Below are 26189 nucleotides of genomic sequence, written 5' to 3'. Positions count from 1 at the left end.
GCTGATGCGCATTAGCTTCAGCCCGAAGGGACGCGGCAACGAGCGCTTCTTGCATGGGTCGCGCAGCGCAATCGGGTGTCGTGCGAGCGATGGTTTCCGACCCGCTGGCTTACCGTAAGGCTCACTTAGAGGCCTGCACGATGTTCGTGAAGGCGTCGTGGCAGTCTCGCGCCTACTCGTTATCCAGTAAAAAGTTACTACAAAAAGAGGAAATCATCGACAAAAATAGGTAGGGTTGCTATGCATTGCCGAAAATAAAAATAAGCGGACGACAGTCGACAAATGAACGATAACCAGGTTTGGAGGATTCGATGAAAGGACGTAGTGTAATCGCGGCATCGATATTGGCGGCATTTGCCGTGCCCGCGATGGCTCAAAGCTCGGTGACGCTTTATGGCGTGATCGACGAAGGCTTCGACTTCACAAATAACGTAGGCGGCAGCAAGATGTACGAGCTGCAGAGCGGCTATGTTCAAGGCAGCCGGTGGGGCTTGAAGGGCGCCGAGGATCTCGGCGGTGGCCTGAAGGCCGTGTTCCAGCTTGAAAACGGCTTCAACGTCAACAACGGAAAGCTTGGGCAGGGTGGTTTGATGTTCGGGCGGCAGGCCTATGTGGGCGTGGCGAGCGACACGTACGGTACGGTCACCCTGGGTCGCCAGTACGACTCGCTGGTCGATTTTCTCGCGCAGACCACCGCGAACGGGAGCTGGGCCGGTTACCTGTTTTCGCACCCCTACGACAACGACAACACGGACAACACATTCCGCGTCAACAACACGGCGAAGTACACGAGCCCTTCGCTCGCCGGCTTCCAGTTCGGCGGCACGTATAGCTTCAGCAACGACACGAATTTCGCCAATAACCGGCAATACAGCGTAGGCGCGCAATACACGAATGGTTCGCTGTTGATCGCGGCGTCGTACCTGCAGGCCAATAACCCCTCTTCAACGGCTACTGGCGCGATCAATAACGGCGGCGACGAAAACTTCCTCGCAGAACGCCTGCGCATCTTTGGCGCGGGGATCAACTATACGATCGGGTCGGCAACGCTGGGCTTCGCGTACACGAACACCAACGTCACGCAGCCGCTCAGCTCCGGCTATGTGGGGCCGATTACGCCGCCCGCCGGGTCGACGCTGTCGTCGCTGCGCTTCCAGAACTTCGAGGTGAATGGCAAATATCAGTTCACTCCGGCGTTTTTCGTTGGTGCGATGTACACCTATACGCGAGCGGATTTCAACGCGACCACCGGGAAGCTGCATCCCAACTATCAGACGATTGGTTTGATGGCTGACTACAATCTGTCGAAGCGTACGGATGTTTATCTGCAGGGTGCCTACCAGCATGTTGGCGGCGACAAGACCCAAACGGTGCTCGACGTCGCCTATGTGCCGGGTGCGGCAGACGTTTCCTCGAATTCGAATCAGCTGGTGATTCGCGCTGCAATCCGTCACAAGTTCTGACAACCGCTGTAATAGCGGACGGCGTGCCTGCTGGCACGCCGTCTTGAGCGAAGTGAGTCCCTGAATACCGCACACTGCGGGTTAAATCCAATCGGTCTCGAAGGCACAGCCGGTCAATGAAGCGCAGCCGTTCTCGGTCAACACGACTTCGAGCTTGATGCCCTGTGTTCCGTCTTCCGCACCGATATAGCTTTCGACGCACACCATCATGACGCTTTCGAAGCGACCGTCGTAGTCCGCCCTATCCCGATCGACCTGACGGGCGATCGAGGGGTATTCATCGACCATTCCGATGCCGTGGGCAAGGCAGCAATTGCGCTTCTTGACGACCTGATCCGGAATCCTCCACGCTTTTCCGAAAACTCACGAAACCCTGTGGCTGGCCGTAAAGGGTCGATGATGAAATGGACCTTTGCATGCGCATGCTCGTAGAGCTTGCGCTGCTCATCCGCCGCGCGGCTCGTCTCCAGCGAGCCATGTGCGGGAGATGTCCAAACGGTAGCCGTTGGGTGCGACCACATCCGTGTCGAAGGCCAGTAGATCATATTGCTTTAGGACGCGCGAAGAGCAGTCGTACATCGAGATCCTCGTGCGGTCCCCAGAGGCAAGAAACCAGGTCTCGATCCACTCGCCGACGTGCCGGATTCTCGCAATGGGGGATCGCCCCCAGGTCACGCTCGGTCATTCGCGGGGACGTTCGCGTCTTACATTCCGCAACTCGTCGATAGAACTCGGTGCGGATTTCGGTGCCGGTCTGGTGGGTGAAAGGCGCGGCGTGGAGACCGCGCTCGATCGCCACTTTCCCTGAGATACACCTCATACAGTACCCCAGCATGAGCCCCTGGCATGCAGGTGGGCACGTTCATTCCCGATCGCGAGCCAATTGACCGCCCGCAGGAGATCAAACATAGGTCGCTAGGTGGAATGTTCGGCACCGGCCCAGAGGCGATCAATCACCTCAGCGATGGCCTGCTTCGCCATGCGCCGGATTACCTTTTTGACGCACTCCGTTAGGCGCGCTGGTCTCAGCGTTGGACGGGGTTAAGGGGATACCCTGAATGGCCGCCACCTCATAGCAATTGACCCAGTCGTTATATGTGGTCCCGCCGCGTCGATTCGATACTCTCGGGACACATTGGTGCAGAACATGAGACGAGTCAATCACTTGCCGGCCGACGACCAATCCTGCGGCTGGTTTCACCTGAGCCGAAAACGGCAGCCTGCTGTGCCGCACGCGGGAAAAACATCGGCACGATGGGTCATCGTTGGTGCTGGGTTGACGGGTCTGGCGGCGGCGAGGCGAATCGCGTTGCATTACCCGAACGACTCGGTTGTCCTTGTTGACGCGCAGGAGGTGGGCTATGGCGCGTCCGGGCGGAATTCCGGATTCGCGATCGATTTGCCACACGATATAGGCGCACCTGACTACATTGGGGATCTCGCGACGGCGAAGATGAACCTCAAGCTCAATCGGGCGGCGCAGGAGATTATCAAGGGACTGGTGGCCGAACACGGCATCGCCTGCGACATGCAGGCCGTGGGTAAGTACCAGGCTGCCGTTGAGGCGCGCGGGATCGCGGTACTGGACGCGTACAGGAAAGGGCTGGAAAGCCTCGGCGAAGTCTGTGAAGTGGTATCGGAAGCGGAGCTGCCGGAACGCATCGGCACGCGTTTCTACAAGAAAGGACTATTCACGCCCGGTACCATCCTTCTGCAACCTGCGACGCTGGTGAAAGGGCTGGCTGACAGCCTGCCGGAAAACGTCACGCTGCATGAGTACACGCCGATTTCCGCCGTCCAATACGGTAACAAGATCACCCTCGCGCATGAACACGGTGCGATCGTTGCGGACAAACTGCTGCTCACCAATAACGCATTCGCGTCGAGCTTCGGTTTCCTGAAGCGACGGCTGCTGCCCGTATTCACTTACGGCAGCATCACACGTGTGTTGACGGACGAAGAGCAATCAAGACTCGGCGGCTTGCCGGTGTGGGGCATCATTCCGGCCGACCCGTTTGGCAGCACGTTAAGGCGGACGCCGGACAATCGCCTGCTGGTGCGAAACAGTTTCAGCTTCAACCCGAACGGCCGCGGTAACGGGCGATTCCTGCACCGGGTTGCGCAGCGCCATCGGATGTCGTTCGAACGACGCTTTCCGATGCTGCCGAACGTGGAATTCGAATACACGTGGGGCGGCGCGATGTGCCTTTCGCGCAATCACATGGCTCATTTTGGCCAGTTGGCCCCGAACGTTTATGGTGCGCTTTGTTGCGGTGGTCTGGGCATTACTCGCGGCACGATTACCGGCACGCTGCTTGCCGACTGGCTGGCAGGCGAGCACAACCAACTCATCGAGTTTCTGCTGTCGTCGCCCGGACCCAGCGCCAATCCACCCGAACCGTTCCTGTCCGCTGGCGTGAACCTGAACCTGATGTGGGGGCAATGTCGTGCAGGCAAAGAGAGTTGAACGTTTGTCGCCGGGGAGTTAATCATGATCAAGTTAGGTATTCTTGGAGTCGGGGATCTCACAGAAAAGATGGTCCGCGGCTTGCAGCGCGATGCCGGCGAGCTGGACGTATTTATGTCGCCGCGGGGGCGGGAAAAGGCTTTGACGCTCGCTCGAGACTGCGGGTGCCGCGTGATGCCGGACAACCAGGCTGTCGTCGATGCGGCCGACATTGTGCTCGTTGGAGTGCGCCCGGCGCAGTTGCCCGAGCTAGCGAAGCAAGTCACGCTGAGACACGATCAGACGCTGATATCCGTCGTCAGCGGCGTTTCGGTTGCCGAACTCCAGCGGCTGTTTGGTATTGACCGATGCGGACGAGCGATGCTGTCCTATGCAGCCGAAATTAATCGCTCCACGGTCGCTGTTTATCCGGCCGATCGCGGTGTGGAGGCACTCCTTCATCCGCTGGGCAATCTGATTGTGCTCGCCAGCGATACCGAATTCGAATTGGCGACGGTCAGCGCGTGCATGAACGGTTGGTTCTATTTTCTGCTGCACGATCTGCAACATTGGCTGATCGAAAAGGAGTTGCCGTCCGAGCGCGCACGGGCGCTGGTCCTGAGTAGTCTGGAAGATTGTCTCGCTTATGCCCGACATTGCGATACGTCGCCGTTCCTGGATCTCGGCCGCGCCATTGCGACGCCAGGGACGTTTACCGAACAGGGCCTCGAGATGTTGGGATTGCATCACGCCAACGCGGCATGGGGCGCAGCCTGCGAAGTGGTCTTCGATGCGCTTTTGACGAGATCTGAGAGAGATTTCTGTTTGGATACCGCTGAAATGGCGCTTTGACGGTTCGCCGACCAATGGCCGTCGGATCAATCAACACGTGTCATGCGCTTCAAGTTTAAAACGTAGGATTGCAAATGGAATCGACTATGCGTCCGCGATTGAGCGTGCTTGCGGCAGACACTTGGGACGTGGTGGTGATCGGCGCCGGCGCTGTGGGCTGTGCCAGCGCGCGCGAACTGGCGGGGCGGGGCTTCAGAACCCTGCTAGTTGATCGGGGCGATATCGCCACCGGCACGTCGTCGCGGTCGAGCCGAATGCTGTATTCCGGAGTCGGCTATCTGGCCCCGCAGTTCCCGCTGTGGCAGATACCGCTTCGGCCGGCAGCGGTGATAAAGCGCTTTCTGTATGCACGGAACATCATGCACTGTCGGGCCGAACTGGTCGCGGACATGCCGCATCGTCTGACCAAACACCGCTTCCATTATCCGTTCCGCAAAGGAGACAGGTATCCGCACTGGCTGGTCTGCTTCGGCTTTCGCTTGATGGAAGCCGTGGCGAGCCGCAACGTGCCGTTGGCGTTCCGCCGGCTCTCGCCGGAACATGCCGCTCGCGAGAGCGGGCTAGTCGCGGGGCTGGGCGGGTTGCTGTCTAGCGTGGGGGTTTTCGAAGAATATATGTACGCATGGCCCGAGCGTATTTGTGTCGATACAGCGCTGGATGCCGAGCAGCGCGGTGCGACCATCCGTACTTATGCGAAAGTGACCGCGATCGAGCGATGTGAGGGCATGTGGGACATCACGCTTGACGATCAAGCGCCGGAAGCGGCAGAGCAGGTCCGCGTCAGGACACGCACGGTCGTGAATGCTACCGGCCCCTGGGCGGACCGGTTGCCCGGCGGCGGTCACCCCGATCTGAAACGGGTAATCGGGCGCAAGGGCGTCAATGTAATGGTGCGCTTGCCCGATGCTTGGCGTGGCCAGGGGCTGGAAGCATTTTCCAGCAAGGGCGAGACCTTCTACATTTTCCCTTGGGGCGACGATCATTTCATCGGGCCGACCGAAGCGGTCGTCGACGAGGACCCGGACGATGTACACGTATTGGATAGCGAGATCGACTACATCCTGCGCGAGGCAAACCTTCTGTTCCCGAAGCTGGGATTGACGCGCGCGCACGTGCGGCATTGCTGGTGCGGTGTGCGTCCCATGTCGACAACGGACGGCGAGACGGTCAGTTTACCTGTGCGGGCGATCGAGGACCCGAGCATGCCTGGATTTGTGACCATGACAGGGTCGTACATCATGATGCACCGTCACGCCGGCCGTCTGGCCGCGAAGTCGGTCGAGCGACATCTCGGTAAGCGCCACGCGCCCCCGAAGGGCATGCTTGTCAGTCCGGGGCGACCGACGAGCGCGGAAAATGTCGTGCAAATCCTGAAGCAGGAGCATGTCGTTCGTCTTGTCGATCTAATCCGGCGTCGTTTGCCGGACGGTCTGAACCCATCCTTGGGTCGTGACCGGGCCGAAGAGTTGTCGAGCGTTGCAGCGACGATATTGGGGTGGTCCGAATCACGACGACAGGAAGAGTTGCGGCATTTCGAATCGGATACTTCGATGGTTTACCAGAACATGGAACTTTAAATACGCAATAGTTTTCCGATTGAAATAGAAGGGTTTCTCATGGCTCAGGTTGTTGCTCGATTCGGACGTACAAGTCGGTGAACCTGCGTCGAACAACCACCGACAGGCGGGCTCGCAGTCGCACGATCTGCCGCGGTGCCCAGGAGGCATCGCGCGGTGCCACGAATTACAGTCCGAGTTTCTTCAGCAAACGGTCTGCGATCATCAAATCAAAATGGGCCCCGCCCCCATTCTTGAAAGCTGTGATGGTGGACGGCGTGCGCGATACCGGCACGCGCCCGTTCACGAGATCATAGAGATCGCCAAGAACAAGGTCAGCCGGTACTGCGCCCGAAGCGATTGGTGCTGCAATCTCGCCGATATGGCGGGTGGTCTCATGGCTGTCGACATACAGCTTCGCCGAAGCGATCAATGCGTCGTCGGCCTCGCGCATCTCGGCCGTGAAGGCGCCGATCAGGTCCACATGCGTGCCAGGTCGAATCCACGCGCCCTGAAGAATCGGCTGCTGGGCGGGGGTTGCGGTCGAAACGATGTCTGCGGTGGCAACCGCCGAACGCAGGTCGGTAATCGCAGCGACTGCGACCGGCAGCGCGCTCAACTGGGCGCTCAGTGCCTGGGCCTGCTCTGTGCGGCGCGCCCAGATCGAGATGCTCCGCAGCTCGGGGAACAACGCGCTGTAGGCGCGGGCGAGGTTGCAAGCAACGACACCGGCACCGACGATGACCAAATGGCGGCTGTCGGGCCTGGCCAGCAACATCGCGCCAAGCACCGAGTCGGCGGCGGTTTTGATGTCAGTGATGACGCGCGCTTCTATGACTGCGCGCAGCACGCCCGTGTCCGGCGCGTAAAGAAGGACGGCGCCGTGGGTATTCGGTAGTCTTCTGGCCGCATTCCCATTGAAGACAGCTTCTGCCTTCACTCCGTAACCGATGCCCTCGATACGCGCGGCGCGAGACAGCATCATCCCGTCCGGGGGGCCGAAAAGCAGGTCGCGCATCTCTGCCTTGGGCCGCAGATGCCCGTCGCGCAATGCATCGACGGCTGCGGACCAACTCAGCACGTCCTTGGCTTCTTCGTAACTGATCAGACTTGGCGGCATGGCACGCGTTTTCCGGGATTTGTTCGAAAACAGACAGGCGGGATCGTGATGGTAGTGCGGCGTCAGGCGCCTTCGACAATGGAGAAGGTCCGCTCCATCGCCTGCAGAGCGAATGCCTTTGCGTTTTCATATTCGGGGCTGTGGTAACACGACAGCGCGGCCTCGTAGGACGAATATTCGACGACTAGTGCACGGGTTATGTTAGGTCCTTCCGTCGTGATGACTTGATGGCCGCCTGCGATGAGCACGGCACCGAACTTATCAGCGACTTCTGCCCACGCTTCTGAATACTTTTGCATGGCCACCGGATCGGTGATGTCCTGGCATTGAATGATCCAATATCCTTTCCGGGTGGTCTGCATGATTTAACCCCGTGCTCCATGATCCATTCAAGTACTTGAGCAGGCAGTATCGAATTTCATTGCCGCTCTCGCATAGAAGAAGAAGGACAATTATTTGGATTTTGTGTCCATCGACGATGCCCGAAAAATGGGCAGCCTTCTGGCCGCCGCAGATCTGTTCTGCTTCGACGGCGCCTTTCGACCCCCAAAAAATACGAGCCGCCGATGTCTTTTGCGTTGCAAAAAAAGCAGAGCAACATAACGAGCAAGACAGCGTAAGCCGTGCGCGGCGCTATGCCGGCGTTAAGTGCGTTCGGGGCGGTAACCTCCTGGAGAGGCCTAGGGAAAGTCCTGGGGCGCGTCATGCACGGGATTCTAGGAATTGTCCGTCCGGTGATAGCCCATGGGATCGGGCAACTGGAAAATGCGTTCCTGTATTGATCTCTATCGGGGCAAAACAATGTACAGAGGTTTCTGGTATGCGCAGGCGCTGGATCGCGAATGTGCATTGGCGCCTGCGCTTGAAGAAGCGACGCAGGCCGACGTGTGCATCATAGGCGGCGGTTACCTTGCGCTGTGGTCTGCGATCCGGATGAAGAAGGCCAATCCGAGCCTGGATATCGTGGTGATCGAAAAGGACCGCTGTGGGTCGGGTGCCAGCGGGCGCAATGGTGGTTTCGTCAATAACTGGTGGGCGAAATACCTGTCGCTGATGAGTATTTGCGGTGAAGCCGAAGCACGGCGCATTTGCGAAGCTGCGGAGTCGGCCATTGATGAAATCGGCGAGTTCTGCCGCGAACACAACGTCGATGCACAGTTCCGTAAGGACGGTTGGCTGTGGACGGCAAGCAATCAGCGCCAGCACAACTCCTGGTTGGTGCTGACCGAGAGCCTGGCGAAGTACGACGTGAACCCGTTCCGGACGTTGTCGCCCGCGGAGGCAAAGTACAAATCTGGTTCTCCGCGGATCCTGTCGGGCATTTTCGATCCTAATGCCGCGACCGTGCAACCAGCGTTGCTGGCGCGGGGCCTGCGCCGCGTAGCGATCGAACTGGGCGTACGCGTCTATGAAAAGACGCCGATGACCCGCCTTGAGCGAAGCAAGCCGCCAGTGGTGTATACCCCACGAGGCAAGATCACGGCCAGGAAGGTCGTCATCGCGATGAACGCGTGGGGGGCGCAATTCCCTGAGCTCAAGCGGATGTTCGTGGTCATGTCCAGCGACATGATCGCAACCGCTCCGATGAAGGAGCGGCTCGATGCAACAGGCTTCAAGACGGGCGTCTGTGTGAGCGACTCGCGCACGGTGCTCAACTACTGGCGCAACACGCCGGATGGCCGCATCGTGTTCGGCAAGCCATTGGGACAGTTTGCATTCGCGTCGCGGATCGGAAATCTGTACGACAAGCCTTGTCCTGCGGCCGATGGCGTGACTGCTGAAATGCGCTCGTTCTATCCTCAGCTGGCGGACGTGCCCGTTGTCAGTACGTGGACTGGGCCGCTCGACCGCGCGATGAAGGGACTGCCTAACTTCGGCTATCTGGGTGGTCACCGCGACATCGTTTTCGGCATTGGCTTTTCTGGCGCCGGAGTGGGCCCCACGGTGTTTGCCAGCCGGATCATCAAGTCGCTGGTCGAGGAGGCCAACGACGAATGGGCCAACTGCGGCCTCGTCAATCAGAAGATGAAACTGTTGCCGCCGGAGCCGTTCCGCTTCATCGGTGCGCAGCTGGTACGCAATGCGCTGGTGCGCAAGGAGTCACTGGAAGATCTGGATCGCGACGCGAATGCGTTGACCAACTTCCTCACGTCGCTGGCGCCCGCCGGTTATGCGCCGAAGAAAGTCGTTAGCAAGGGATGATCATGTCGCATCACGTTGTTTTTCTCGACCATGAAGGTATCGGACCTTCGGTGAAGGTGCCGCAACTGCCGTTTGTGCATACGTGGACCAGCTATAGCTATTCGTCACCCGAGGATCTGGTCGGGCGGCTGCAGGATGCAACCGTTGCGCTGACCTGCAGTGTGCCTCTTCGAACCGAGCATCTGCAGCAGTTGCCCAAGCTCAAGATGATTTCGCTGGCATTGACCGGCACGGATATCGTCGATCTCGACTACTGTCACGAGCACGGTATCGTGGTGACGAACGTGCCCGGGTATGCCGCCAATACGGTGGCGGAGCATGTGATCGCAATGATGTTTGAACTGCTTCGCCGGCCGAGTAGCTATCACCGGCTGATGCAGAAGATCCATCGCGGCGAGGTGTCGCCGAGGAACATCTATTTCGATTTCCGCATTCGTGACGTCGCGGGCAAGACGCTCGGGATCATCGGCAATGGCGTCATCGCGCGACGCCTCGCTGAACTCGCGCGTGGCCTGGGTATGAAGGTCCTGTTCTACGACAAGGGCGGCGAGTTTAGCGGTACAGGTTTCGTTCCGCTTGAGCAAGTGCTCACATGCAGCGACGTGTTGTCCGTCAACGTGCCGCTGACGGACGAGACGCGGAACATGCTCGGTGCGCGGGAACTGGCGCAGATGAAACGCGATGCGATCCTGATCAATACGGCGCGCGGCGGCATCGTCAACGAAGCGGCGCTGATCGACGCGTTGCTCAACGAAACGATCGGGGGCGCCGCACTGGATGTGTTGGTGAACGAGCCGGTCGATATCGACGACCCCATCTTTCAACTGATCGACCGGGACAACTTCATCCTGAATCCGCATGTTGCCTGGAGCAGCGAAGACGCGATGCAGGGCTTGATCGATAAGGCGCTCAACAACATCGTTCAGTTCGCGAACGGCGAGACGCCGCAATTTGCCATTCAAAAGGTGACCGCATGACCTCCATCATCAAGACCAGCTTCGTTGACGGCGCGTTTGTCGCGCCGGATAGCCAGGCCGACCTCCTGGACAATCGCAACCCGTCTGCGCCGACGGAGATCGTTGACCGATTCGCGCGTGCGGATGCCGCGCTTGCCGAGAAGGCGATTCAGGCGGCGGCGAAGGCGAGTCTTACGTGGCGCCGGAGCAGCCCGCAAGTACGGGCGACCATTCTCGATCGCATCGGCACTGAGATTCTTGCCCGTCGTCAGGAGCTGGCGGAGGTGCTGGCGCGCGAGGAAGGCAAGATTGTGCGCGAGGCGCTGGGCGAAGTGGACCGCGCCGGTCACTCGTTCAAGTTCTATGCTCAGGAGGCGCTTCGCGCCAACGGCGAGAAATTCGATTCAGTGCGGGAGGGCGTGGGCGTGGACGTATTCACGCAGCCGGTCGGGGTGATTGGCATTATCAGTCCGTGGAACTTCCCGATCGCAATTCCAGCGTGGAAGATCGCACCGGCGCTGGCGTTCGGCAACACGGTCGTATTTAAGCCCGCCGAACTTGTACCTTCGTCGGCGTGGGCACTGGCGGAGATCATTTCGCGCTCGGGCTTGCCGGCCGGTGTGTTCAATATGCTGATCGGGCCGGGGCGTACGGTAGGCGACGCGATTCTGCGCTCGCCGCAGGTAGACGCCATTACCTTCACCGGTTCCGAATCCACCGGGCGCCAGATTGCTCAGCTTGCTGCGCAGCGCATGATTCGCGTGCAGTTGGAGATGGGCGGCAAGAATCCGCTGGTGGTACTGGATGACGCTGATCTTGACGTTGCGGTCGAGGTCGCGCTGAACGGCTCGTTCTACTCGACCGGCCAGCGATGCACGGCGAGCTCGCGGGTCATCGTTACCGCGGGCATCCACGATGCGTTCGTCGAACGGCTTGCTGCCCGTACCAAAGCACTGCGCGTAGGCGATGCGCTGAGCGGCGACACCGATATCGGGCCGGTCGTCGATCCGAGCCAGCTCAAGCAGAATCTCTCGTATGTCGAGGCGGGCTTGGAGGAAGGCGCGACGCTTGTATGTGGCGGTCAGCATCTGGAGAACGACAAGGGTGCCTACCACTTCTCACCGGCGCTGTTTACCAATGTGCGGTCGCACATGCGTATCTACCGCGAGGAGATCTTCGGACCGGTGCTGGCTATCTTGAAGGTGGCGGATTACGAAGAGGCGCTGGCGGCGGCTGAGGATACCCCGTTCGGCCTGTCGGCCGGCATCGTGACGACGTCGCTCAAGTATGCGGAAGATTTCAAGCGTCGCTCGTCGGCCGGGATGGTGATGGTTAACCTGCCGACGGCGGGCGTGGACTATCACGTGCCCTTCGGCGGCAACCGGGGATCGAGCCTCGGGCCGCGGGAGCAGGGTACCTATGCGCGGCAGTTCTTTACGCGAGTGAAGACAACGTATCAACTCGCTTGAGTGCACAGAGGGGGCGATCGGTGGGGTACGTGTAGGCAGAGCCACGCATTGCGGTGATGGTGAGCCTTCTCACCTAACGTACCCTGCCGTTGATCGACGTGGATTCCCTTCAATCGGTGAGATTCGCCAAATACAACTAGACTCAAGGAGGAGGTTCGTGATGGTTGAACCTCCAAATAGGCGATCACGGCCCTGCTTTGTGCGGATTGTCACATTGAGCAGGTCAGTTATAACATAAGCATGACCGCATTTTCCCCAAGGAGCGTGACGAGCGGACGCCGGGCTTTTTCGTGACAACCGTCTATTGGCACCCGACTGTCCCGGAGTTCACAATCATTACGCTTCGCGGTCGCGACCCTCTGCCCGACGGGAAAGTCTCTTATCTCGCCGCGAAGTCAACAGATGACGCACAGAGGGATGGTCTGGGGGACATTTACTTTGTCTCATCGTCGCCGACAGTCAAGGTGACTTTCGAACCTGGGCTGACGTGCGCGACGGCGCAAATGCCTAAAAGTGGATTTAGGGGCGTCACGGAGGTGAAGACTAGGACGCTGCCTGTGGTCCGGTGTCGGTGGAAGGCAGCGCGCCAATTCGATTCCATGCGGCCTCGGCATGAGCCGTTCGGCTATTCAACCGATCCGCTTATATCGTTCCGCACGTACCAAGCCCGCTTCGCCGTGGCCAGCAGACCGCTGTACACGATCCACGAAATGACGAACGTGGCGGGCGCGGACAGCGACGCGACAAAACCCGATCCGCTGTTCAACGCAAAGCCGACAAAGGCACCCGCGAACCAGGCAATCAAGCCGCCGGGATTGAACTGCGGTACGTGGGTATCGCGGCATTCGATGTCGGTGCCGATGAGCTGGACGTAGCGTGCAGAGGTGATATGGGCGAGTGCAACGCCCACCCACGCGACGACGAAAATACCCTGCCAGGCAAGCGCCAGAAGGATCTTCGAGAAAATGTCGGCCATCATCAGGACATAGACCACAACGCCGACGACCAGTGCCCACACGAATTTTGGCGCCCGCAGGCCTGCGATTTTCTGAAAGAACGCCTGCATGTTGATGGTCGCGAGATAGTAGTTCGCCGTGTTGATGCGAGACTGCGTGACCCACACGAACAGTAGTCCCCAGATACCCATCAGCTTGAGCAACGCCAGCACGACCGACACTTCGGAGAGCGTACCAAGACCGGGAATGGTGCTGACGAGGTAAATGCCGGCCGCGCCGTTGACGAGAAAGGTGACGAGATAGAACGGCATGCCGAAATTCCAGCGACCGTGATACTGCGCATCCTCCTTGCGCCCGAAGCGGGCGTAGTCGAACGTGAACATCATGAGCACCCACACGCCCATGTAATAGACGAAGCAGTGCCACCAGCCATCGGCCGGCACCGCGCCCTTGGGGCCGAAATCCAGCCAGGACGCGTTGTAGCCGTACTCCCAGGTCGCGAGTCCCACGGCCGCGAGGAGTCCGAACAGGTAAAACGGCAGCAGGACGCCGTTGAACCTGTCCAGCCAGTGCTGAACGCCGCCGAACACGAGCGGCACGCTGTAGCAGACTACGATCAGCGCGGCCCACTTGTATGCGAGCGCGGGAAACAGGTGATTGGCCGCGACTGCAATGACCGAGCCCTCGAATACTGCGTAATAAATGGCTGTCGCGAAGAAGATCAGTGTCGCGAGCGCGGCGCCCGCGCTGCCAAACAGCACACGCGAGAAGAGCGCAACCGATAAACCCGTGCGAATGGCGTATCGGCTGATGATCGCGTTGACGGCGCCATACGAGACAACCGATAGCGCCATGCCGACCAAGGCGTTGCGTGCGCCGTAATTCAGCGCAAGCGTCGCGCCGACCACGATGTAGAACACCGCGCTACATACCGCCCACCACGCCATTGTCAGCGAGAAAGGGGGCATTCTCGCGCTGTCGGGGATGGCGACAGTCGAAAGATCGACGTCTGCCTCCGTGCTTTCCTGCGCCAGATTGGCCATGAACGTGCTCCTCGAGTCTGGAATTTGCGAACGGCGTCTGAACCGCAGTGCGATATTGCCGCGGGGCTGCCTTGACGCCGGTCGGGCAGCCGATGCTGCAAAGCAGGTACGTGCGCGCCCGCCGTGTGGTGCCAGGCCACACGGAACGCGAGTTGCGAAAGGAAAAGCCGGGGAACTGCGCGGACGCCCCTGGCGGTGAAGGGGCTAGCGCGCTAGCGCTTCACGTAACAGGGCGAGGCGATGCTGATATTCGCGGCGTGCCGCGAGCGCCTCGTTCATGGTGACGCTCACGAAGCGTGCGCGGTAGTTGGGCTGCATTTGCCCGATCCGATCCATATCCGCGCTGATCACCGTACCGATCGTGGCGTATCCGCCGCCCGACACCGCATCGCGATGCAGGATGATCGGTTCCAGACCGGCCGGTACCTGGATCGAGCCGATGGGATAACAGGCATCGACGATATTCGACGGATCGGCCCCCGCGCCGAAGGGCTGCTCGCGATCCATGAAGTGGAGCGGACGCCCGTTCTTGTAGCGATAGCCAATGCGATCCGCTTCGGGCGCGACTGTCCATTCGTCCTCGAAGAACGTTTGCGCCGACTCGCTGGTGAGGCGGTAGTGATACAGCCCCGTGAGCACACGCAATTCGACTGTCGTGTCGAGCTTCGCACGCAAGGGGGCCGGCAGTTCGAACCCTTCACCCGGCTTGGCATCTGTCACGCCCGTCGTGAGACGGTCGCCCTTTTGCAGACGACGGCCCTGCAGGCCGCCGATCGCGCCGAGCGTGTAGGTCGAGCGGCTGCCCAGCACGGCTGGCACATCGATGCCGCCGGAGACCGCCAGATACGCGCGTGCGCCACGTTTCACATAGTCGAACGTCAGCTTGCTCCCAGCCAGAATGCGCAAGGCCGTATTGCTCGCGTAGGCGACGCCGTCGATCTTCGGAGTCATCTCCGCACCCGTAAGCGCAACGAGCGCATCCGAGTGGAAGAGGAGTTCCGGCCCCAGCAGGGTCAGTTCGAGCACGGCCGCGTCTTCGGCGTTGCCCACGAGCAGGTTCGCCGCACGGGACGAATACTGGTCGAGCGATCCGGAAGGCGGAATACCAACGTGGTAGTAGCCCTGGCGTCCTGTGTCCTGCACCGAAGTGGCTAGTCCGGGCTTCAGGACCTCGATCACATTGAGCGTATCAGTTGGCATACAGCACCTCGACGAGAGAACGGTTGTATTCGTCAGGATTGCGAAGAAAGTCGGCGAGCGAGAATTTCACGGGCCGCACGCGCAGTGTGAAGGTGCCTGCCTCGACGGCGGCAACGGCTTCGTCGTAGGCCGCACGGTCGATGGGCTTGAACTTTACGATGTCGCCGGGCTGGAAAAACACCATGAAGTCACGCAGGTAGTCGAGCCGCTGCGCGGGGTCGAAAATCGGTGCAGGCGTCACGCCGAACATCTGGTATCCACCCGCGCCGCGCACGGAATAGATGCAGCCGAAGCACCCGCCGTGGCCAACCGTCAGTTTCGGCGTGTCGGTGCGTGGTCGCAGGTATTTGGGCACCTGAAGCTGGCGCTCGCGCTCGACCATCTGGTACATGAACGGTAACCCGGCGACAAAACCCACCATCGAAACGAACCACGGCGAGCCCGCATGAGCCGTAATGAATTCGTCGGCGTCGCGTTTGCCGTTGTTGCGCGCCGCGTATTCGAGGTCCGTCGAAGACGGGTCCTGGTGACGCTCGCGAAACCGCATGAGGGTCTCGTGCGTCCAGGGATCGTTGTAGAGCACCGGGACTTCGACAATGCGCGTGTCGATGTCGAGCGTGGCCTCGCCGACTTCGGACTCGATGCTCCGAAGCAGCGCGACGAGCGCGTCAGGGGCGATGACGTCCGGATCATAGCGTACCTGGTACGATGCGTTCGCCGGGCAGATCTCGGTCACGCCGGCCACGTTACGGCGTTGGAGTTCGCGTGTGATCGCCGTGCCCTTGAAGAACGCGTCGAGCGACATCTCCTCGCTGATCTCGGCGAATACGAACTCGTCGCCGCCAAATGTATAGCGTATGGTCATGACGCCTCCCGTGCGGCCGTCAGACCTGCGACCGCGTACTCCCCCGCCGCGGTCGACGCGACCTCGCTGGTTTCGCGCCACGCCACCATCCAGGTCTCGAGATAATTGGTGTGATAACGGGCCGCGCGTACGTCGTCGTCGGCAACGAGCGCACGGTGCAGCGGCGCCGTCGTTTTCAGGCCACCGATGTGCAGTTCGCGCAGCGCGCGCGCGAGGCGTGCGATAGCCGCCGCGCGGTTTTCGTCGTGCACGATCAGCTTGGCCAGCAGCGAATCATAGAACGGCGGCACGACATAGCCAGGATAGAGCAGCGAATCGACGCGCACCCCGGGCCCGGTCGGCCAGACAAGCTCTTCCACGCGGCCCGGATTCGGGCGGAAATCCTGAAGCGGATCTTCCGCGTTGATGCGGCATTCAAGGGCCGCGCCGCGCAGCACGATGTCGCTCTGGCGTAGGCGCAACGGCTCGCCATCGGCAATGCGCAGCATTTCGCGCACGAGATCGACGCCGGTGATCGCCTCCGTCACCGGGTGCTCGACCTGGATGCGCGTGTTCATTTCGATGAAGTAAAACTCGCCGCGCGTCTCGTCGAAGAGATACTCCAGCGTACCGGCGCTGCGATATCCCACCTGTTTGGCGAGGCGCGCTGCCGACGCGCAAAGCTCCGCACGCAGTTCAGGCGTGAGGGAAGGCGAGGGCGCTTCTTCTAGAACCTTTTGGCGGCGCCGTTGCAGGGAACACTCGCGCTCGAACAGATGGATGACGTCATTGCCGTCGCCGAGCACCTGGACTTCGATGTGACGGGCGCGTGCAATAAAGCGCTCGAGATAGACGCCGCCATCGCCGAACGCGGCCTGGGCTTCGCGCTGTGCAAGTGGTAGTTCGGCGTCGAGCTGAGCGGCGTCGTGCGCCACGCGAATGCCGCGGCCGCCACCGCCCGCCGCCGCCTTGATCATGATCGGGTAGCCGATGCGCGAGGCTACCTCCCGGGCTTCTTCGAGCGAACTCACGATCCCGGCGCTACCCGGCACCGTGGGCACGTCGGCCCGCTGCGCGGTCTCGCGGGCGCGGGCCTTGTCACCCATCGTTGCGATGACCTGCGAAGTGGGTCCGACGAAAATCAAGCCAGCCGCCTCAACCTGTGCGGCGAAATCCGCGTTCTCAGACAGGAAACCATAACCCGGATGAATGGCGTCCGCGCCGCATTGCTGTGCAGCGGCGAGCACCGCAGCCGGATTCAGATAGCTCTTCGCCGCATGCGACGAACCGATATGCACGGCTTCGTCGGCCATGCGGGCGGCGAGACTCTCGCGGTCCGCATCGCTCACCACGACCGCGGCACGCATGCCAAGCTCCTGCGCCGCGCGAATCACGCGCACGGCGATTTCGCCGCGATTCGCGACCAGCACGGTGCGAATGCGTGAGGGGCGATAGAGCGCCGTCGTCGAATTGTCCAAGTTCATGTTTTCACTCCTCAATGCGCATCAGCACCTGCCCAGCGTCCACTGGTTCGCCATCCTCGACGAGCAGCTCGGTCACGCGGCCCGACACTTCGGCTTCGATTTCGGTGAACTGCTTCATCACTTCGACGAGGCCGATGATTGCCCCGGTCTGGACCGCAGAGCCGATGGCGACGTAGAAGTCCGCCTCGGGCGAAGGACGCCGGTAGAACGTCCCCGGCAACGGGCTGACGATATCGTGCAGTGCCATCATGTCTCTCCCTTGAATTGATTTAGAACCTGTGCGCCGACGCGAGCGGTCCGGTGATTCGAATCCCTTCGCGAACGAGGTGCTCGCGAGTCTGTTGCACGAGTTCTAACGCGCCGGGTGTGTCGCTGTGGATGCAGATGGAATCGAAGCCGATGTCGATGTCGTCGCCATCGACCGTGCGTACCTTGCCTTCGATGCATGCACGCAGGACCTTCTCGGCAACCTGGCCCGCATCGAACCTGCCAACGCGGCGCGTGAAGACGATTGAGCCGCTGCGGTCGTAGTCGCGGTCGGCGTAGAACTCGCGCACGACCGGCTGTCCGATTTCGCGCGCAATGCGGTAGGTCACCGACGACTCCATGCAAAAGAGCAGCAGACTCGGGTCGATCTGCTGCAGCGCTTCGACGAGGAGACGCGAGAATGCCTCGTCGCGCGCGGCATGCATATAGAGCGCGCCATGCGGCTTCACGTGCTGGAGCCTGAGACCGTGCAGCCGCGCGAACTCACGTAGCGCGCCGATTTGATAGAGGATGTCGTTGACCAGCGCCTGGGGCGTTTCAGCGATATTGCGGCGGCCGAAGCCGACCAGATCGCGAAAACCGGGATGCGCGCCGATCCCGACGCCCGACTCACGCGCCAGTTGAACGGTGCGCGCCATGATGTTCGGATCGCCGGCATGAAAGCCGGTGGCGATGTTCGCCGAACTGATGAGCGGCATGATGGCTTCGTCGACGCCATCGCCAATTCGCCACGGGCCAAAGCCTTCCCCCATGTCGGAGTTCAGGTCGACGCACTGCTTTTTCATACGGTTCCCCTCCTGGTTCGCGCGGTTGCATGTCTGAAAACACACGCAAGCCGGTGTTGAAACGGAGGTTATACGGAGGGGGGTGGACAAAAAAGTTTTATTTTTATATGCCTCGGTATCGATTTTTTCGATATTGCCCGGTACGCTGTCGGCTGACGTACTCAATTTCCTCGAAGATGGCGCTTACCCTCAGGCAGCTCAAATACTTCGTGGCGACGGCCGAACTCGGGCAACTCTCGCAAGCCGCGATTCATCTGACCATATCGCAGTCGGCGGTCACGAGCGCGATCAAGGAACTGGAGGACAGCCTCGGCACGCAACTCTTTGTCCGTAACGCTTCAGGCGTCACGCTGACCGATACCGGGCGGCGATTCCTCAATCACGCCTATACCATCCTCGCCTCGGTGGACGAGGCCATGCGGATTCCCAACCTCGAAAGCACGCTCACGGGCACGCTTGCCATTGCGGCGAGCTATACCGTACTGGGCTATTTCCTGCCGCATCACATCCAGCGACTCAATGCGCTGTATCCGAGCCTGACCATACAACTCCACGAGTTGAACCGCGAGGCGATCGAAGAGGGGTTGATCACCGGCCAGTACGACATGGCCGTCCTGCTCACTTCGAACGTCTCGAACCCCGAAATCGCGCTGGAGCCTGTGATTCATTCCGTGCGGCGGCTCTGGGTCGCTGCGCACCACCCATTGTTGAAACGCGAGAGCGTGACCTTTGGCGAAGTCGCGCAGGAGCCCTTCGTCATGTTGACGGTGGACGAAGCTGCGCAAACGGCGATGCGCTACTGGAACGTGACGCCTTGGCAACCGAACGTGATCCTGCGTACTTCATCGGTAGAAGCAGTGCGCAGCATGGTCGCGAACGGCTCCGGCGTGGCCATCCTGTCCGACATGGTCTACCGGCCTTGGTCTCTCGAAGGCCGACGCATCGAAACGATCATGTTGCTGGATCCCGTCCCCGCGATGAGCGTAGGCCTGGCATGGCGGAAGAACAAGGAACTTACCCCGGCGATGCACGCGGTACGGGAGTATTTCCGGCACACGTTCATGGAGCCGCGGGCCAGCGGGTGAAGCGCGGGCACTTCGGTCGTCCACGGGGCTCCGTTTGCGCGCACGCCGAAACGGCCGGCATGGCACCAATCCGGCGTAAGATTGAGGGGTGGAATTTGCCAACTGTCAAAATTTCTCCTCTTGTTTACCATTAGGAAAATTTCGTTGATTTTTTTTCCGGCTGACGTAGTATGGAGGACATATGCAGGACACAGAAAGCAGCTTGGACACCGCGGCGGCTCACGAGGACGGCAGCGGGGTTGCGCGGCATAGCGCGGAAGGCAGGATTGGCGAAGACGTCCGGAGCCTGCGCAAAGCAAAGCGGATGACGCTCGCCGAACTGGCGAGCCGCATCGACCGGTCCATCGCCTATGTCAGCAAGCTGGAGCGTGGCCTCGCCCGACCATCTATCACGGAGCTGAATGCCATCAGTGCTGCGCTCGACATCAAGATTAATTTCTTCTTTCACGAAACGACGACACGAGATCCGTCTGAGCGGCGGATGGTCGTCAGGAAGGCAGACCGGAGGAAGCTGAACTTTGCAGCGGGCGTGACCGATTATCTGCTCTCGCCGAATCTGTACGGCCCGTTGGAGATGCTGAAATCGGTCTTTGAACCGGGCGCCGGAAGTGGAGACGTTGCATATAGCCACGAGGGCGATGAGGCCGGCGTGATCCTGTCGGGGTCGCTGGAGTTCTGGGTCGGCGACGATCATTTCGTCGTGGAAGAAGGGGACAGTTTTTCATTTAAGAGTTCTATCCCGCACAGATACAGAAATCCTGGATCGGTCGAAACCGTAGTCATCTGGGTCATCACACCGCCGTCGTATTAGGCGGCGAATGGCACCCCCGACTCCGGTGGACCAATGTGCAAAACGCAATGGTTTTCTAAGGAGACGAAAATGTGGCGTGTTGGCGTTGATGTAGGGGGTACGTTTACGGACCTGTTCGCCTGGAATGTGAAGACCGGCGAGCGGAGAACAGCCAAGGTCCTGACGACAAGGCGTGACCGGTCTGAAGGTGTTGTGAACGCCGTGTCGAAAGCGAATATCCCGTTCGATGAGATTTCGCACTTCATGCACGGCACGACAACGGCCACGAACGCGCTTCTGGAGCGCTCGTTCCCGGACGCCGCACTGGTCACGACCGAAGGGTTTCGCGACACCATTGAAATTGGCCGGCAGCATCGTCAGTCGCTATACGATCCGTACCAGAAAAAGCCGCGTCCCATCATCCCGCGACGTTTTCGCTTCACGCTCCCGGAGCGCATGGGTGCGCACGGCGATGTCGTAACGCCGCTCGATACCACGCAAGCCGTAGCCATTGCGAAACAGATCCACGAACTTGGCCTTCAGGCCGTCGCCGTTGGCTTTATCAATTCGTACGCGAATCCTGCACATGAGCGACAGATGCGCGACATCCTCGTCGAGCATGCGCCAAATTGCCAGGTAGTCCTCTCTGCTGAAACACGGCCTGTGTTTCGTGAGCATGGCCGCTTTACCACCACGGCGGTGCGCGCCGCAGTCCTGCCGGTCATGAAGAGCTACTTCGACCGTCTGGCCGAGCAGTTCGCAAATCGTGGCTTCACGGGGGCGCTTCTGACGCTCAAGAGCAATGGCGGCGTGATGGGCGTGGCGCTGGCGAAGGACCACCCTGAAGAACTGATCGAATCAGGGCCGGCAGGTGGCGTCTCCTATGCGTCCTACTTGAGCCAGACGTGCGCGCATGAGCGACTGATCCACACCGATCTCGGTGGAACGAGCTATGACGCATCGATCGTCGAAAACGGCACGGGTCTCGTGACCCGCAATTACGAGCTTGAATGGGAGATCCCCATTGTTGTCCCCATGCTCGACATTCACAGCGTGGGCGCGGGCGGCGGATCGATCGCATGGATCGACGAGGGCGGCTCTCTGCGCGTCGGTCCTGCCAGCGCGGGCTCCGAGCCAGGCCCTGCCTGCTACGGCCTCGGCGGCACCAAGGCAACCATCACGGACGCCAACCTTATCCTTGGCCGCATCCAGCCCACCCTCGGCGGCAAGATGGAACTGGATGTCGAAGCGTCTAAGCGCGCATTGCAGCCGATAGCAGATGCCGTTGGCCTGTCGTTGCTGGACACCGCAGAGGGGATGATCCGCATTGCCTGCGAAAACATGGGGCAAGCCGTCAAGATGGTGGTGCTCTCGCGAGGCCGGGATCCCCGTGACTTTGCCATTGCGAGCTTCGGCGGTGCGGGTCCAATGCATGCGTGCTTCGTGGCCCAGGCGATGAATATCCCGACGGTCGTCGTTCCGCCGTATGCCGGTGTGGCTTCGGCTTTCGGCGCCACGTGCATGGACATCCGCCACGATCTGGAGGAATTCTTCTACGCACCCGTGAGCGGCGTGGACATGGAGACGATCACGCGCCTTTACGAACAGCTCGAGGCGCGGGGCCGGGCGCTTCTCGCCGCCGACGGAGTGAGTCCCGACGACGTCGTCATCGAGCGTAGCGCACAGATGCGCTACGTCGGTCAAACCTATGAAGTGGATACGCCGATTCCTGCTGGCGTGCTCGATGACTCCCATCGCGCCGGTATCGTCTCAGCGTTCCATCACGAACATCGACGTGAGCATGGCGTCAGCTCCGATGATTTTGACGTGGCTATTGTTTCTCTCGGGATCAAGGCGATTGGCGCAGTTCCCCATCCGCCCGTGGAAAAGCAAAAGATTGATCTGGAGAACAAAAAGGCCAGCTCATCGGGATCACGGCCGGTCTACTTCTCCGGAAAGTGGGTCGAAACCCGGGTCTACAGCGGTCAGTCTCTGACGCCTGGCGTTTCCCTCGACGGTCCTGCGGTAATCGAATACGAAGACTCCTGCACCGTAATTCCCCCCGGTTGCAGCGCGCAGGTCGACGGTACCAGCAATCTGGTGGTCAGCGTGGAAACGGAAGTCGCACTGGACGAGCAAAGCCCGGAACACGCGCTCGTCGAGAGCCACTGAAATCGATACGATCTGGAGACAAAGATGAATGACATGGAAATTCCCGCAGCGGCCTCCGGGCGCAACGTTGACCCGGTTACCTTCGAGGTGCTGCGCAACGTGTTCAACTACGCGTGCGAGCGCATGACGTCGGTGCTGCAGCGTTCGTCGTTTTCGCCCATTCTCGCCGATATGCTCGATTTCTCGAACGCGGTCTACACGGCGGACCTGAAGCTGGTGGCGCAGGCGGCCAATTGCCCGGTTCACCTGGCCGCAATGGCATTTTCGGCAGAAGCCGCGGTTGAGGAAATCGGCTACGACAATCTGAACGAAGGCGACGTCCTCGTCCTGAACGACCCCTATCGCGGCGGCACGCACATCAACGACATCACATTCGTCATGCCGATCTTTCATGATGCGGAGTTGATGGGTTTCGCCGTCAGCCGCGGACACTGGATGGATCTGGGCGGCGGGGCGGCCGGTGGGCAGGCCTTTTCCGGGACGCACATCGCGGGGGAAGGTTTGCGCATTCCGCCGATGAAGATCTACGAACGTGGTGTCGTCAACAAGGGCCTCTTGAGCCTCATCATCAACAACACCCGGACGCCACACTTCGTTCGGGGTGACCTGCAGGCGCACGTCGGAGCGCTTCGTGCAGCAGAACTCGAATTCCACCGCGCGGCGAAACGCTATGGCATCGACACAGTCAAGTCGGCCATGCAGGATCTGATTGCGTACACGGAACGAATTGTGCGCAAGAGCATCGACGCTATTCCGGACGGCGTGTACGAAGCGTTTGACTATGCCGACACTGACGGCATTTCCGGCAAACCCGTCAGGTTGCAGGTGAGGGTGGAGGTGTCGGGCTCGAACATCACCGTCGACTTCGAAGGCACAGATCCGATCTGTGCGGGTGCGATCAATTCCCCGTTTGCCAATACATCCTCAGCGGTCTACTACTCGCTGCAATTCTTTCTCGCGCCCAGTGCTCCGGCGAACGCAGGGATGTTCAACCCGATCAGCATTCGACTGCCAGACAATTGCTGGCTCAATGCGAAGTGGCCGGCGCCTACGATTGGCTGCACGACGTTGACCTCGTCGAAGATCACCAGTGCGATCTGGCAGGCATTGGGCAAAGCTATCCCGAATCGCATCACGGCTTCGACCTGCTCGGACAGCAACTGGTTTGTCGCTTCGGTCAAGGACCAGAATGGGCTGGTCGACGTGTTCTCGGATCTGCCTGCCGGTGGCTGGGGGGGCACGCCCTATGATGACGGCATGAGCGTCACGATGGACCCGCTCGGCAATTGCATGAACATGCCGGCGGAGACCGCCGAGCTGCTTTTCCCGATTCGCTACGAATCTTTCGAGCTGCGCCGGGATTCCGCAGGCGCGGGACGCAATCGAGGCGGGCTGGGCGCCATCTTCAAGGTTCGCTTCCTGGGAGATGGCGAGCTCAGTATGGAAACGTCACGGACCATCGAAGGAAGCCCAGGGGCGAACGGCGGTACGCGCAGTGCGGTGCAGCGCGGAACCAAGATCGGACCGGATGGATAAACCGAAGTCATCGGTGGACTGGACGAGAATGGACAATGGAGAAATCCGCTTCTTTCCGCGCACAAGTTTGCGCCGGGTGAAACCTTCATGTTCGAAACGACGGGCGGCGGCGGTTGGGGCAACCCGCTCACACGCTCGGTGGAGCGCGTCCTGAACGACGTGAAGGATGACTACATTTCAGTCGAGTCGGCAAGAGCGCTCTACGGCGTGGTCATCGACGCGAACGCGATGACAGTAGACGAGGCGGCAACCGCGAAGCTGCGTCAGTCGGCCGTCGGCTGATCGCTCACCGGATGGTCGCGGTGCAACCGCGGCCATCCTTTGCCTCTCCTCGCGCTCCGGCATTTGCTCCCGCCGGCGCTTATTCTTGAACGTCTACGGTGGAGTGCCCAATGGATGTAAGAAGCAAATATGCGCCTGCCGATACGGCACGGGCGAGGTATCCGAAATCATTGTCCGATGCTGATGCCTCACAGCACCTTCTGCGGAGTTTCTGGATGCAAGATGCCGGGTGGCCCATGGAGACGTGCGGTCCATTGACTGGCTCGACCGTCGCAGACGTCGCGGTGATTGGTGGCGGATTTGTCGGCTTGTGGACCGCCTTGGAAATCAAGCGCGTGTTGCCGGGCTCGAACGTTGTAGTGCTTGAGCGGGATGTTTGCGGTGGCGGCGCATCGGGGCGGAATGGCGGCTTCGTCATGTCATGGTGGCCGAAGATCGCGTCCTTGCTGTCCTTCTGCAATGTTGAGGATGCCGTGTTTCTCGCTCAGTCATCAGAGCGGGCTATCGATGAAATACGCGCGTTCTGCGAGACACACGCGATCGATGCGCATTTTCGCCAGTCGGGATGGCTTTGGACGGCCACAACAGAGGCACAACTCGATTCATGGCGGGAAACGGTCGAGGCATGCGCGAACGTTGGAGCACAGCCGTTTACAACCCTAACGGCGCGCGAAGTCGCACGCAGGACCGGATCGTCGGTACATCGAGCGGGAGTCTTCGAGCGCAGCAATGCGACTGTGCAACCGGCAGCGCTCGTGAAGGGGATGAGAGGCGTGGCGTTGGCAGCGGGCATCCGAATCTTCGAAAATACGAAGGTTCGAGATTTCAGCCGCGGCCGGCCAAGCACAATCAGCGCCGATGGCGGTGAAGTTCGCGCGGCAGCCGTGGTGCTGGCCACGAACGCGTGGGCCGCGGCGATTCCCGAACTGTCCAGGCTGATTGTCCCGGTCAACAGTTCTATCATCGTTACCGAGCCGATCCCGGAGAGGCTTGAGCAGATAGGCTGGACCGGAGGCGAGTCCATTACCGACTCGCAACTAATGGTCAACTACTACCGGACGACGCGGGACGGCCGCATTGCGTTCGGTAAAGGCTCAGGGGCCATTGAGTACGGTGCGTCGATTGGAAAGAGGTTCAGTTACGACGAAGAGAGTCGCGAGTTGACCTGCCGGGATTTCCTCCGCACATTTCCCATGCTTAAAGATGTGCGTATCGCACATGCGTGGGCAGGGCCGATTGACAGAACATACGACAGCCTTCCTGTGTTCGGTACGTTGGACGGTACGCAAAACATCCATTACGGCATTGGCTGGAGCGGAAATGGCGTGGGTCCGAGCCGGATAGGCGGAAAGATTCTCGCGAGTCTGGCGCTTGGCAAGAAAGATGAGTGGAGCACATGTCCGCTCGTTGGGCGTGCGACAAGGACATTCCCGCCAGAACCCTTCAGGTTTATCGGGGGATCGCTGGTCAGGCGAGCCGTGTTGCGCAAGGAGCAAAGAGAGAATCTTGGACTTCGCCCTCGCGCAGTGGATGTCGCGCTCGCTAGATTTGCGCCGGCGGGGCTTGAAGATAAATCCTGAAGTGCGCGCAAGATGGTCCAGTTGTTATTCGATTTGCATTGCTGTCTTTCAGATGGAACCGCCGTCGCAGCACCACCTGTTCTTCCTGTTTTTCCGGCCGC

At 60.3% G+C, this 26189-nt stretch carries 23 protein-coding genes; 13 read left to right on the top strand and 10 right to left on the bottom strand.

The annotated features are described in order from the left end of the window. Positions 1-311 precede the first annotated feature (311 nt). Positions 312-1463 carry a porin gene (locus U5A65_RS02005; protein WP_321945304.1) on the top strand — a complete coding sequence of 384 codons (1152 nt, stop codon included), beginning with the start codon at positions 312-314 and terminating at the stop codon, positions 1461-1463. 81 nt (positions 1464-1544) lie between these two features. On the opposite strand, the gene U5A65_RS02000 is transcribed toward U5A65_RS02005, so the two are convergent. Both U5A65_RS02000 and U5A65_RS40905 read right to left on the bottom strand, forming a co-directional pair. Then, a complete protein-coding gene (locus tag U5A65_RS02000; RefSeq protein WP_321945303.1) occupies positions 1545-1751 on the bottom strand; it encodes a hypothetical protein in 207 nt (68 codons plus the stop codon). A 156-nt stretch (positions 1752-1907) separates the two neighbouring features. Next, complete coding sequence (locus tag U5A65_RS40905; RefSeq protein WP_415764033.1) at positions 1908-2042, bottom strand: hypothetical protein; 135 nt, start codon at positions 2040-2042, stop codon at positions 1908-1910. A 568-nt stretch (positions 2043-2610) separates the two neighbouring features. Between U5A65_RS40905 and U5A65_RS01995 the strand changes: the two genes are divergently transcribed. From U5A65_RS01995 to U5A65_RS01985, 3 genes are all read left to right on the top strand, one after another. Beyond that, positions 2611-3930, top strand: coding sequence for an FAD-binding oxidoreductase (locus tag U5A65_RS01995; protein ID WP_321945302.1), 1320 nt, complete (start codon positions 2611-2613; stop codon positions 3928-3930). 24 nt (positions 3931-3954) lie between these two features. Next, the gene (locus U5A65_RS01990) at positions 3955-4761 is read left to right on the top strand and encodes an NAD(P)-binding domain-containing protein (RefSeq protein WP_321945301.1); all 807 of its coding nucleotides are present in this window, start codon (positions 3955-3957) and stop codon (positions 4759-4761) included. A 74-nt stretch (positions 4762-4835) separates the two neighbouring features. After that, positions 4836-6338 (top strand): FAD-dependent oxidoreductase, encoded by a 1503-nt coding sequence (locus U5A65_RS01985; protein WP_321945300.1) that lies wholly within the window; start codon positions 4836-4838, stop codon positions 6336-6338. Between the two features lie 166 nt (positions 6339-6504). Here the strand turns inward: U5A65_RS01985 and U5A65_RS01980 are convergent, their stop codons facing one another. Together U5A65_RS01980 and U5A65_RS01975 are read right to left on the bottom strand one after the other, a co-directional pair. Next, positions 6505-7437 carry an ornithine cyclodeaminase family protein gene (locus U5A65_RS01980; RefSeq protein ID WP_321945299.1) on the bottom strand — a complete coding sequence of 311 codons (933 nt, stop codon included), beginning with the start codon at positions 7435-7437 and terminating at the stop codon, positions 6505-6507. A gap of 62 nt (positions 7438-7499) precedes the next feature. Beyond that, on the bottom strand, positions 7500-7799 hold the full coding sequence (locus U5A65_RS01975; protein WP_321945298.1) for a DUF1330 domain-containing protein: 300 nt from the start codon (positions 7797-7799) through the stop codon (positions 7500-7502). Positions 7800-8181: 382 nt separating this feature from the next. Between U5A65_RS01975 and U5A65_RS01970 the strand changes: the two genes are divergently transcribed. Genes U5A65_RS01970 through U5A65_RS01960 form a run of 3 tightly spaced genes read left to right on the top strand, consistent with a single transcriptional unit; the run spans position 8182 to position 12064 of the window. After that, positions 8182-9639 carry an FAD-binding oxidoreductase gene (locus tag U5A65_RS01970; protein WP_321945297.1) on the top strand — a complete coding sequence of 486 codons (1458 nt, stop codon included), beginning with the start codon at positions 8182-8184 and terminating at the stop codon, positions 9637-9639. Between the two features lie 2 nt (positions 9640-9641). Further along, on the top strand, positions 9642-10616 hold the full coding sequence (locus tag U5A65_RS01965) for an NAD(P)-dependent oxidoreductase (protein ID WP_321945296.1): 975 nt from the start codon (positions 9642-9644) through the stop codon (positions 10614-10616). Between the two features lie 8 nt (positions 10617-10624). Continuing rightward, on the top strand, positions 10625-12064 hold the full coding sequence (locus tag U5A65_RS01960) for an aldehyde dehydrogenase family protein (protein WP_321945878.1): 1440 nt from the start codon (positions 10625-10627) through the stop codon (positions 12062-12064). Between the two features lie 625 nt (positions 12065-12689). Here U5A65_RS01960 and U5A65_RS01955 read toward each other — a convergent pair. From U5A65_RS01955 to U5A65_RS01930, 6 genes are all read right to left on the bottom strand, one after another. Then, positions 12690-14063, bottom strand: a complete 1374-nt coding sequence (locus tag U5A65_RS01955; protein ID WP_321945295.1) for an allantoin permease — start codon at positions 14061-14063, stop codon at positions 12690-12692. A gap of 204 nt (positions 14064-14267) precedes the next feature. Further along, entirely contained in the window at positions 14268-15263 is a 996-nt protein-coding gene (locus U5A65_RS01950) for a biotin-dependent carboxyltransferase family protein (protein ID WP_321945294.1), read from the bottom strand. Then, complete coding sequence (locus tag U5A65_RS01945) at positions 15253-16128, bottom strand: allophanate hydrolase subunit 1 (protein WP_321945293.1); 876 nt, start codon at positions 16126-16128, stop codon at positions 15253-15255. Before U5A65_RS01945 ends, U5A65_RS01950 begins: the two co-directional genes overlap by 11 nt. Beyond that, a complete protein-coding gene (locus U5A65_RS01940) occupies positions 16125-17591 on the bottom strand; it encodes an acetyl-CoA carboxylase biotin carboxylase subunit (RefSeq protein WP_321945292.1) in 1467 nt (488 codons plus the stop codon). Before U5A65_RS01940 ends, U5A65_RS01945 begins: the two co-directional genes overlap by 4 nt. Before the next feature lie 4 nt (positions 17592-17595). After that, positions 17596-17838, bottom strand: a complete 243-nt coding sequence (locus U5A65_RS01935; protein WP_321945877.1) for an acetyl-CoA carboxylase — start codon at positions 17836-17838, stop codon at positions 17596-17598. Between the two features lie 22 nt (positions 17839-17860). Further along, positions 17861-18643 carry a 5-oxoprolinase subunit PxpA gene (locus U5A65_RS01930; protein ID WP_321945291.1) on the bottom strand — a complete coding sequence of 261 codons (783 nt, stop codon included), beginning with the start codon at positions 18641-18643 and terminating at the stop codon, positions 17861-17863. A gap of 176 nt (positions 18644-18819) precedes the next feature. Here U5A65_RS01930 and U5A65_RS01925 point away from each other — a divergent pair, with 176 nt between their 5' ends. The 6 genes from U5A65_RS01925 (at position 18820) to U5A65_RS01900 (ending at position 26088) form a co-directional block, all read left to right on the top strand. Continuing rightward, entirely contained in the window at positions 18820-19728 is a 909-nt protein-coding gene (locus tag U5A65_RS01925; protein ID WP_321945876.1) for a LysR family transcriptional regulator, read from the top strand. 181 nt (positions 19729-19909) lie between these two features. Then, on the top strand, positions 19910-20539 hold the full coding sequence (locus U5A65_RS01920; protein ID WP_321945290.1) for an XRE family transcriptional regulator: 630 nt from the start codon (positions 19910-19912) through the stop codon (positions 20537-20539). A 33-nt stretch (positions 20540-20572) separates the two neighbouring features. Continuing rightward, positions 20573-22690 carry a hydantoinase/oxoprolinase family protein gene (locus U5A65_RS01915; RefSeq protein ID WP_321945289.1) on the top strand — a complete coding sequence of 706 codons (2118 nt, stop codon included), beginning with the start codon at positions 20573-20575 and terminating at the stop codon, positions 22688-22690. Between the two features lie 24 nt (positions 22691-22714). Next, positions 22715-24226 carry a hydantoinase B/oxoprolinase family protein gene (locus tag U5A65_RS01910; protein WP_321945288.1) on the top strand — a complete coding sequence of 504 codons (1512 nt, stop codon included), beginning with the start codon at positions 22715-22717 and terminating at the stop codon, positions 24224-24226. Between the two features lie 87 nt (positions 24227-24313). After that, positions 24314-24508, top strand: a complete 195-nt coding sequence (locus U5A65_RS01905; RefSeq protein ID WP_321945287.1) for a hypothetical protein — start codon at positions 24314-24316, stop codon at positions 24506-24508. A 254-nt stretch (positions 24509-24762) separates the two neighbouring features. Next, positions 24763-26088: an FAD-dependent oxidoreductase gene (locus U5A65_RS01900; protein WP_321945286.1), complete on the top strand. Its 1326-nt coding sequence runs from the start codon at positions 24763-24765 to the stop codon at positions 26086-26088. Positions 26089-26189: the final 101 nt, after the last annotated feature.

This window comes from Paraburkholderia sp. J10-1 (genome assembly GCF_905220165.1).
In the GTDB taxonomy this organism is placed as follows: Bacteria; Pseudomonadota; Gammaproteobacteria; order Burkholderiales; family Burkholderiaceae; genus Paraburkholderia.
The sequence above is the reverse complement of the archived record's forward strand: the minus strand, read 5'-3'. Positions and strand labels throughout refer to the sequence as shown.

What these genes read in the sequence shown, in the direction of transcription:
- U5A65_RS02005 (WP_321945304.1), top strand. Translation starts at nt 312, where the DNA reads ATGAAAGGACGTAGTGTAATCGCGGCATCGATATTGGCGGCATTTGCC.
- U5A65_RS02000 (WP_321945303.1), bottom strand. Translation starts at nt 1,751, where the DNA reads ATGGTCGATGAATACCCCTCGATCGCCCGTCAGGTCGATCGGGATAGG.
- U5A65_RS40905 (WP_415764033.1), bottom strand. Translation starts at nt 2,042, where the DNA reads ATGTACGACTGCTCTTCGCGCGTCCTAAAGCAATATGATCTACTGGCC.
- U5A65_RS01995 (WP_321945302.1), top strand. Translation starts at nt 2,611, where the DNA reads ATGAGACGAGTCAATCACTTGCCGGCCGACGACCAATCCTGCGGCTGG.
- U5A65_RS01990 (WP_321945301.1), top strand. Translation starts at nt 3,955, where the DNA reads ATGATCAAGTTAGGTATTCTTGGAGTCGGGGATCTCACAGAAAAGATG.
- U5A65_RS01985 (WP_321945300.1), top strand. Translation starts at nt 4,836, where the DNA reads ATGGAATCGACTATGCGTCCGCGATTGAGCGTGCTTGCGGCAGACACT.
- U5A65_RS01980 (WP_321945299.1), bottom strand. Translation starts at nt 7,437, where the DNA reads ATGCCGCCAAGTCTGATCAGTTACGAAGAAGCCAAGGACGTGCTGAGT.
- U5A65_RS01975 (WP_321945298.1), bottom strand. Translation starts at nt 7,799, where the DNA reads ATGCAGACCACCCGGAAAGGATATTGGATCATTCAATGCCAGGACATC.
- U5A65_RS01970 (WP_321945297.1), top strand. Translation starts at nt 8,182, where the DNA reads ATGGGATCGGGCAACTGGAAAATGCGTTCCTGTATTGATCTCTATCGG.
- U5A65_RS01965 (WP_321945296.1), top strand. Translation starts at nt 9,642, where the DNA reads ATGTCGCATCACGTTGTTTTTCTCGACCATGAAGGTATCGGACCTTCG.
- U5A65_RS01955 (WP_321945295.1), bottom strand. Translation starts at nt 14,063, where the DNA reads ATGGCCAATCTGGCGCAGGAAAGCACGGAGGCAGACGTCGATCTTTCG.
- U5A65_RS01950 (WP_321945294.1), bottom strand. Translation starts at nt 15,263, where the DNA reads ATGCCAACTGATACGCTCAATGTGATCGAGGTCCTGAAGCCCGGACTA.
- U5A65_RS01945 (WP_321945293.1), bottom strand. Translation starts at nt 16,128, where the DNA reads ATGACCATACGCTATACATTTGGCGGCGACGAGTTCGTATTCGCCGAG.
- U5A65_RS01940 (WP_321945292.1), bottom strand. Translation starts at nt 17,591, where the DNA reads ATGAACTTGGACAATTCGACGACGGCGCTCTATCGCCCCTCACGCATT.
- U5A65_RS01935 (WP_321945877.1), bottom strand. Translation starts at nt 17,838, where the DNA reads ATGGCACTGCACGATATCGTCAGCCCGTTGCCGGGGACGTTCTACCGG.
- U5A65_RS01930 (WP_321945291.1), bottom strand. Translation starts at nt 18,643, where the DNA reads ATGAAAAAGCAGTGCGTCGACCTGAACTCCGACATGGGGGAAGGCTTT.
- U5A65_RS01925 (WP_321945876.1), top strand. Translation starts at nt 18,820, where the DNA reads ATGGCGCTTACCCTCAGGCAGCTCAAATACTTCGTGGCGACGGCCGAA.
- U5A65_RS01920 (WP_321945290.1), top strand. Translation starts at nt 19,910, where the DNA reads ATGCAGGACACAGAAAGCAGCTTGGACACCGCGGCGGCTCACGAGGAC.
- U5A65_RS01915 (WP_321945289.1), top strand. Translation starts at nt 20,573, where the DNA reads ATGTGCAAAACGCAATGGTTTTCTAAGGAGACGAAAATGTGGCGTGTT.
- U5A65_RS01910 (WP_321945288.1), top strand. Translation starts at nt 22,715, where the DNA reads ATGAATGACATGGAAATTCCCGCAGCGGCCTCCGGGCGCAACGTTGAC.
- U5A65_RS01905 (WP_321945287.1), top strand. Translation starts at nt 24,314, where the DNA reads ATGTTCGAAACGACGGGCGGCGGCGGTTGGGGCAACCCGCTCACACGC.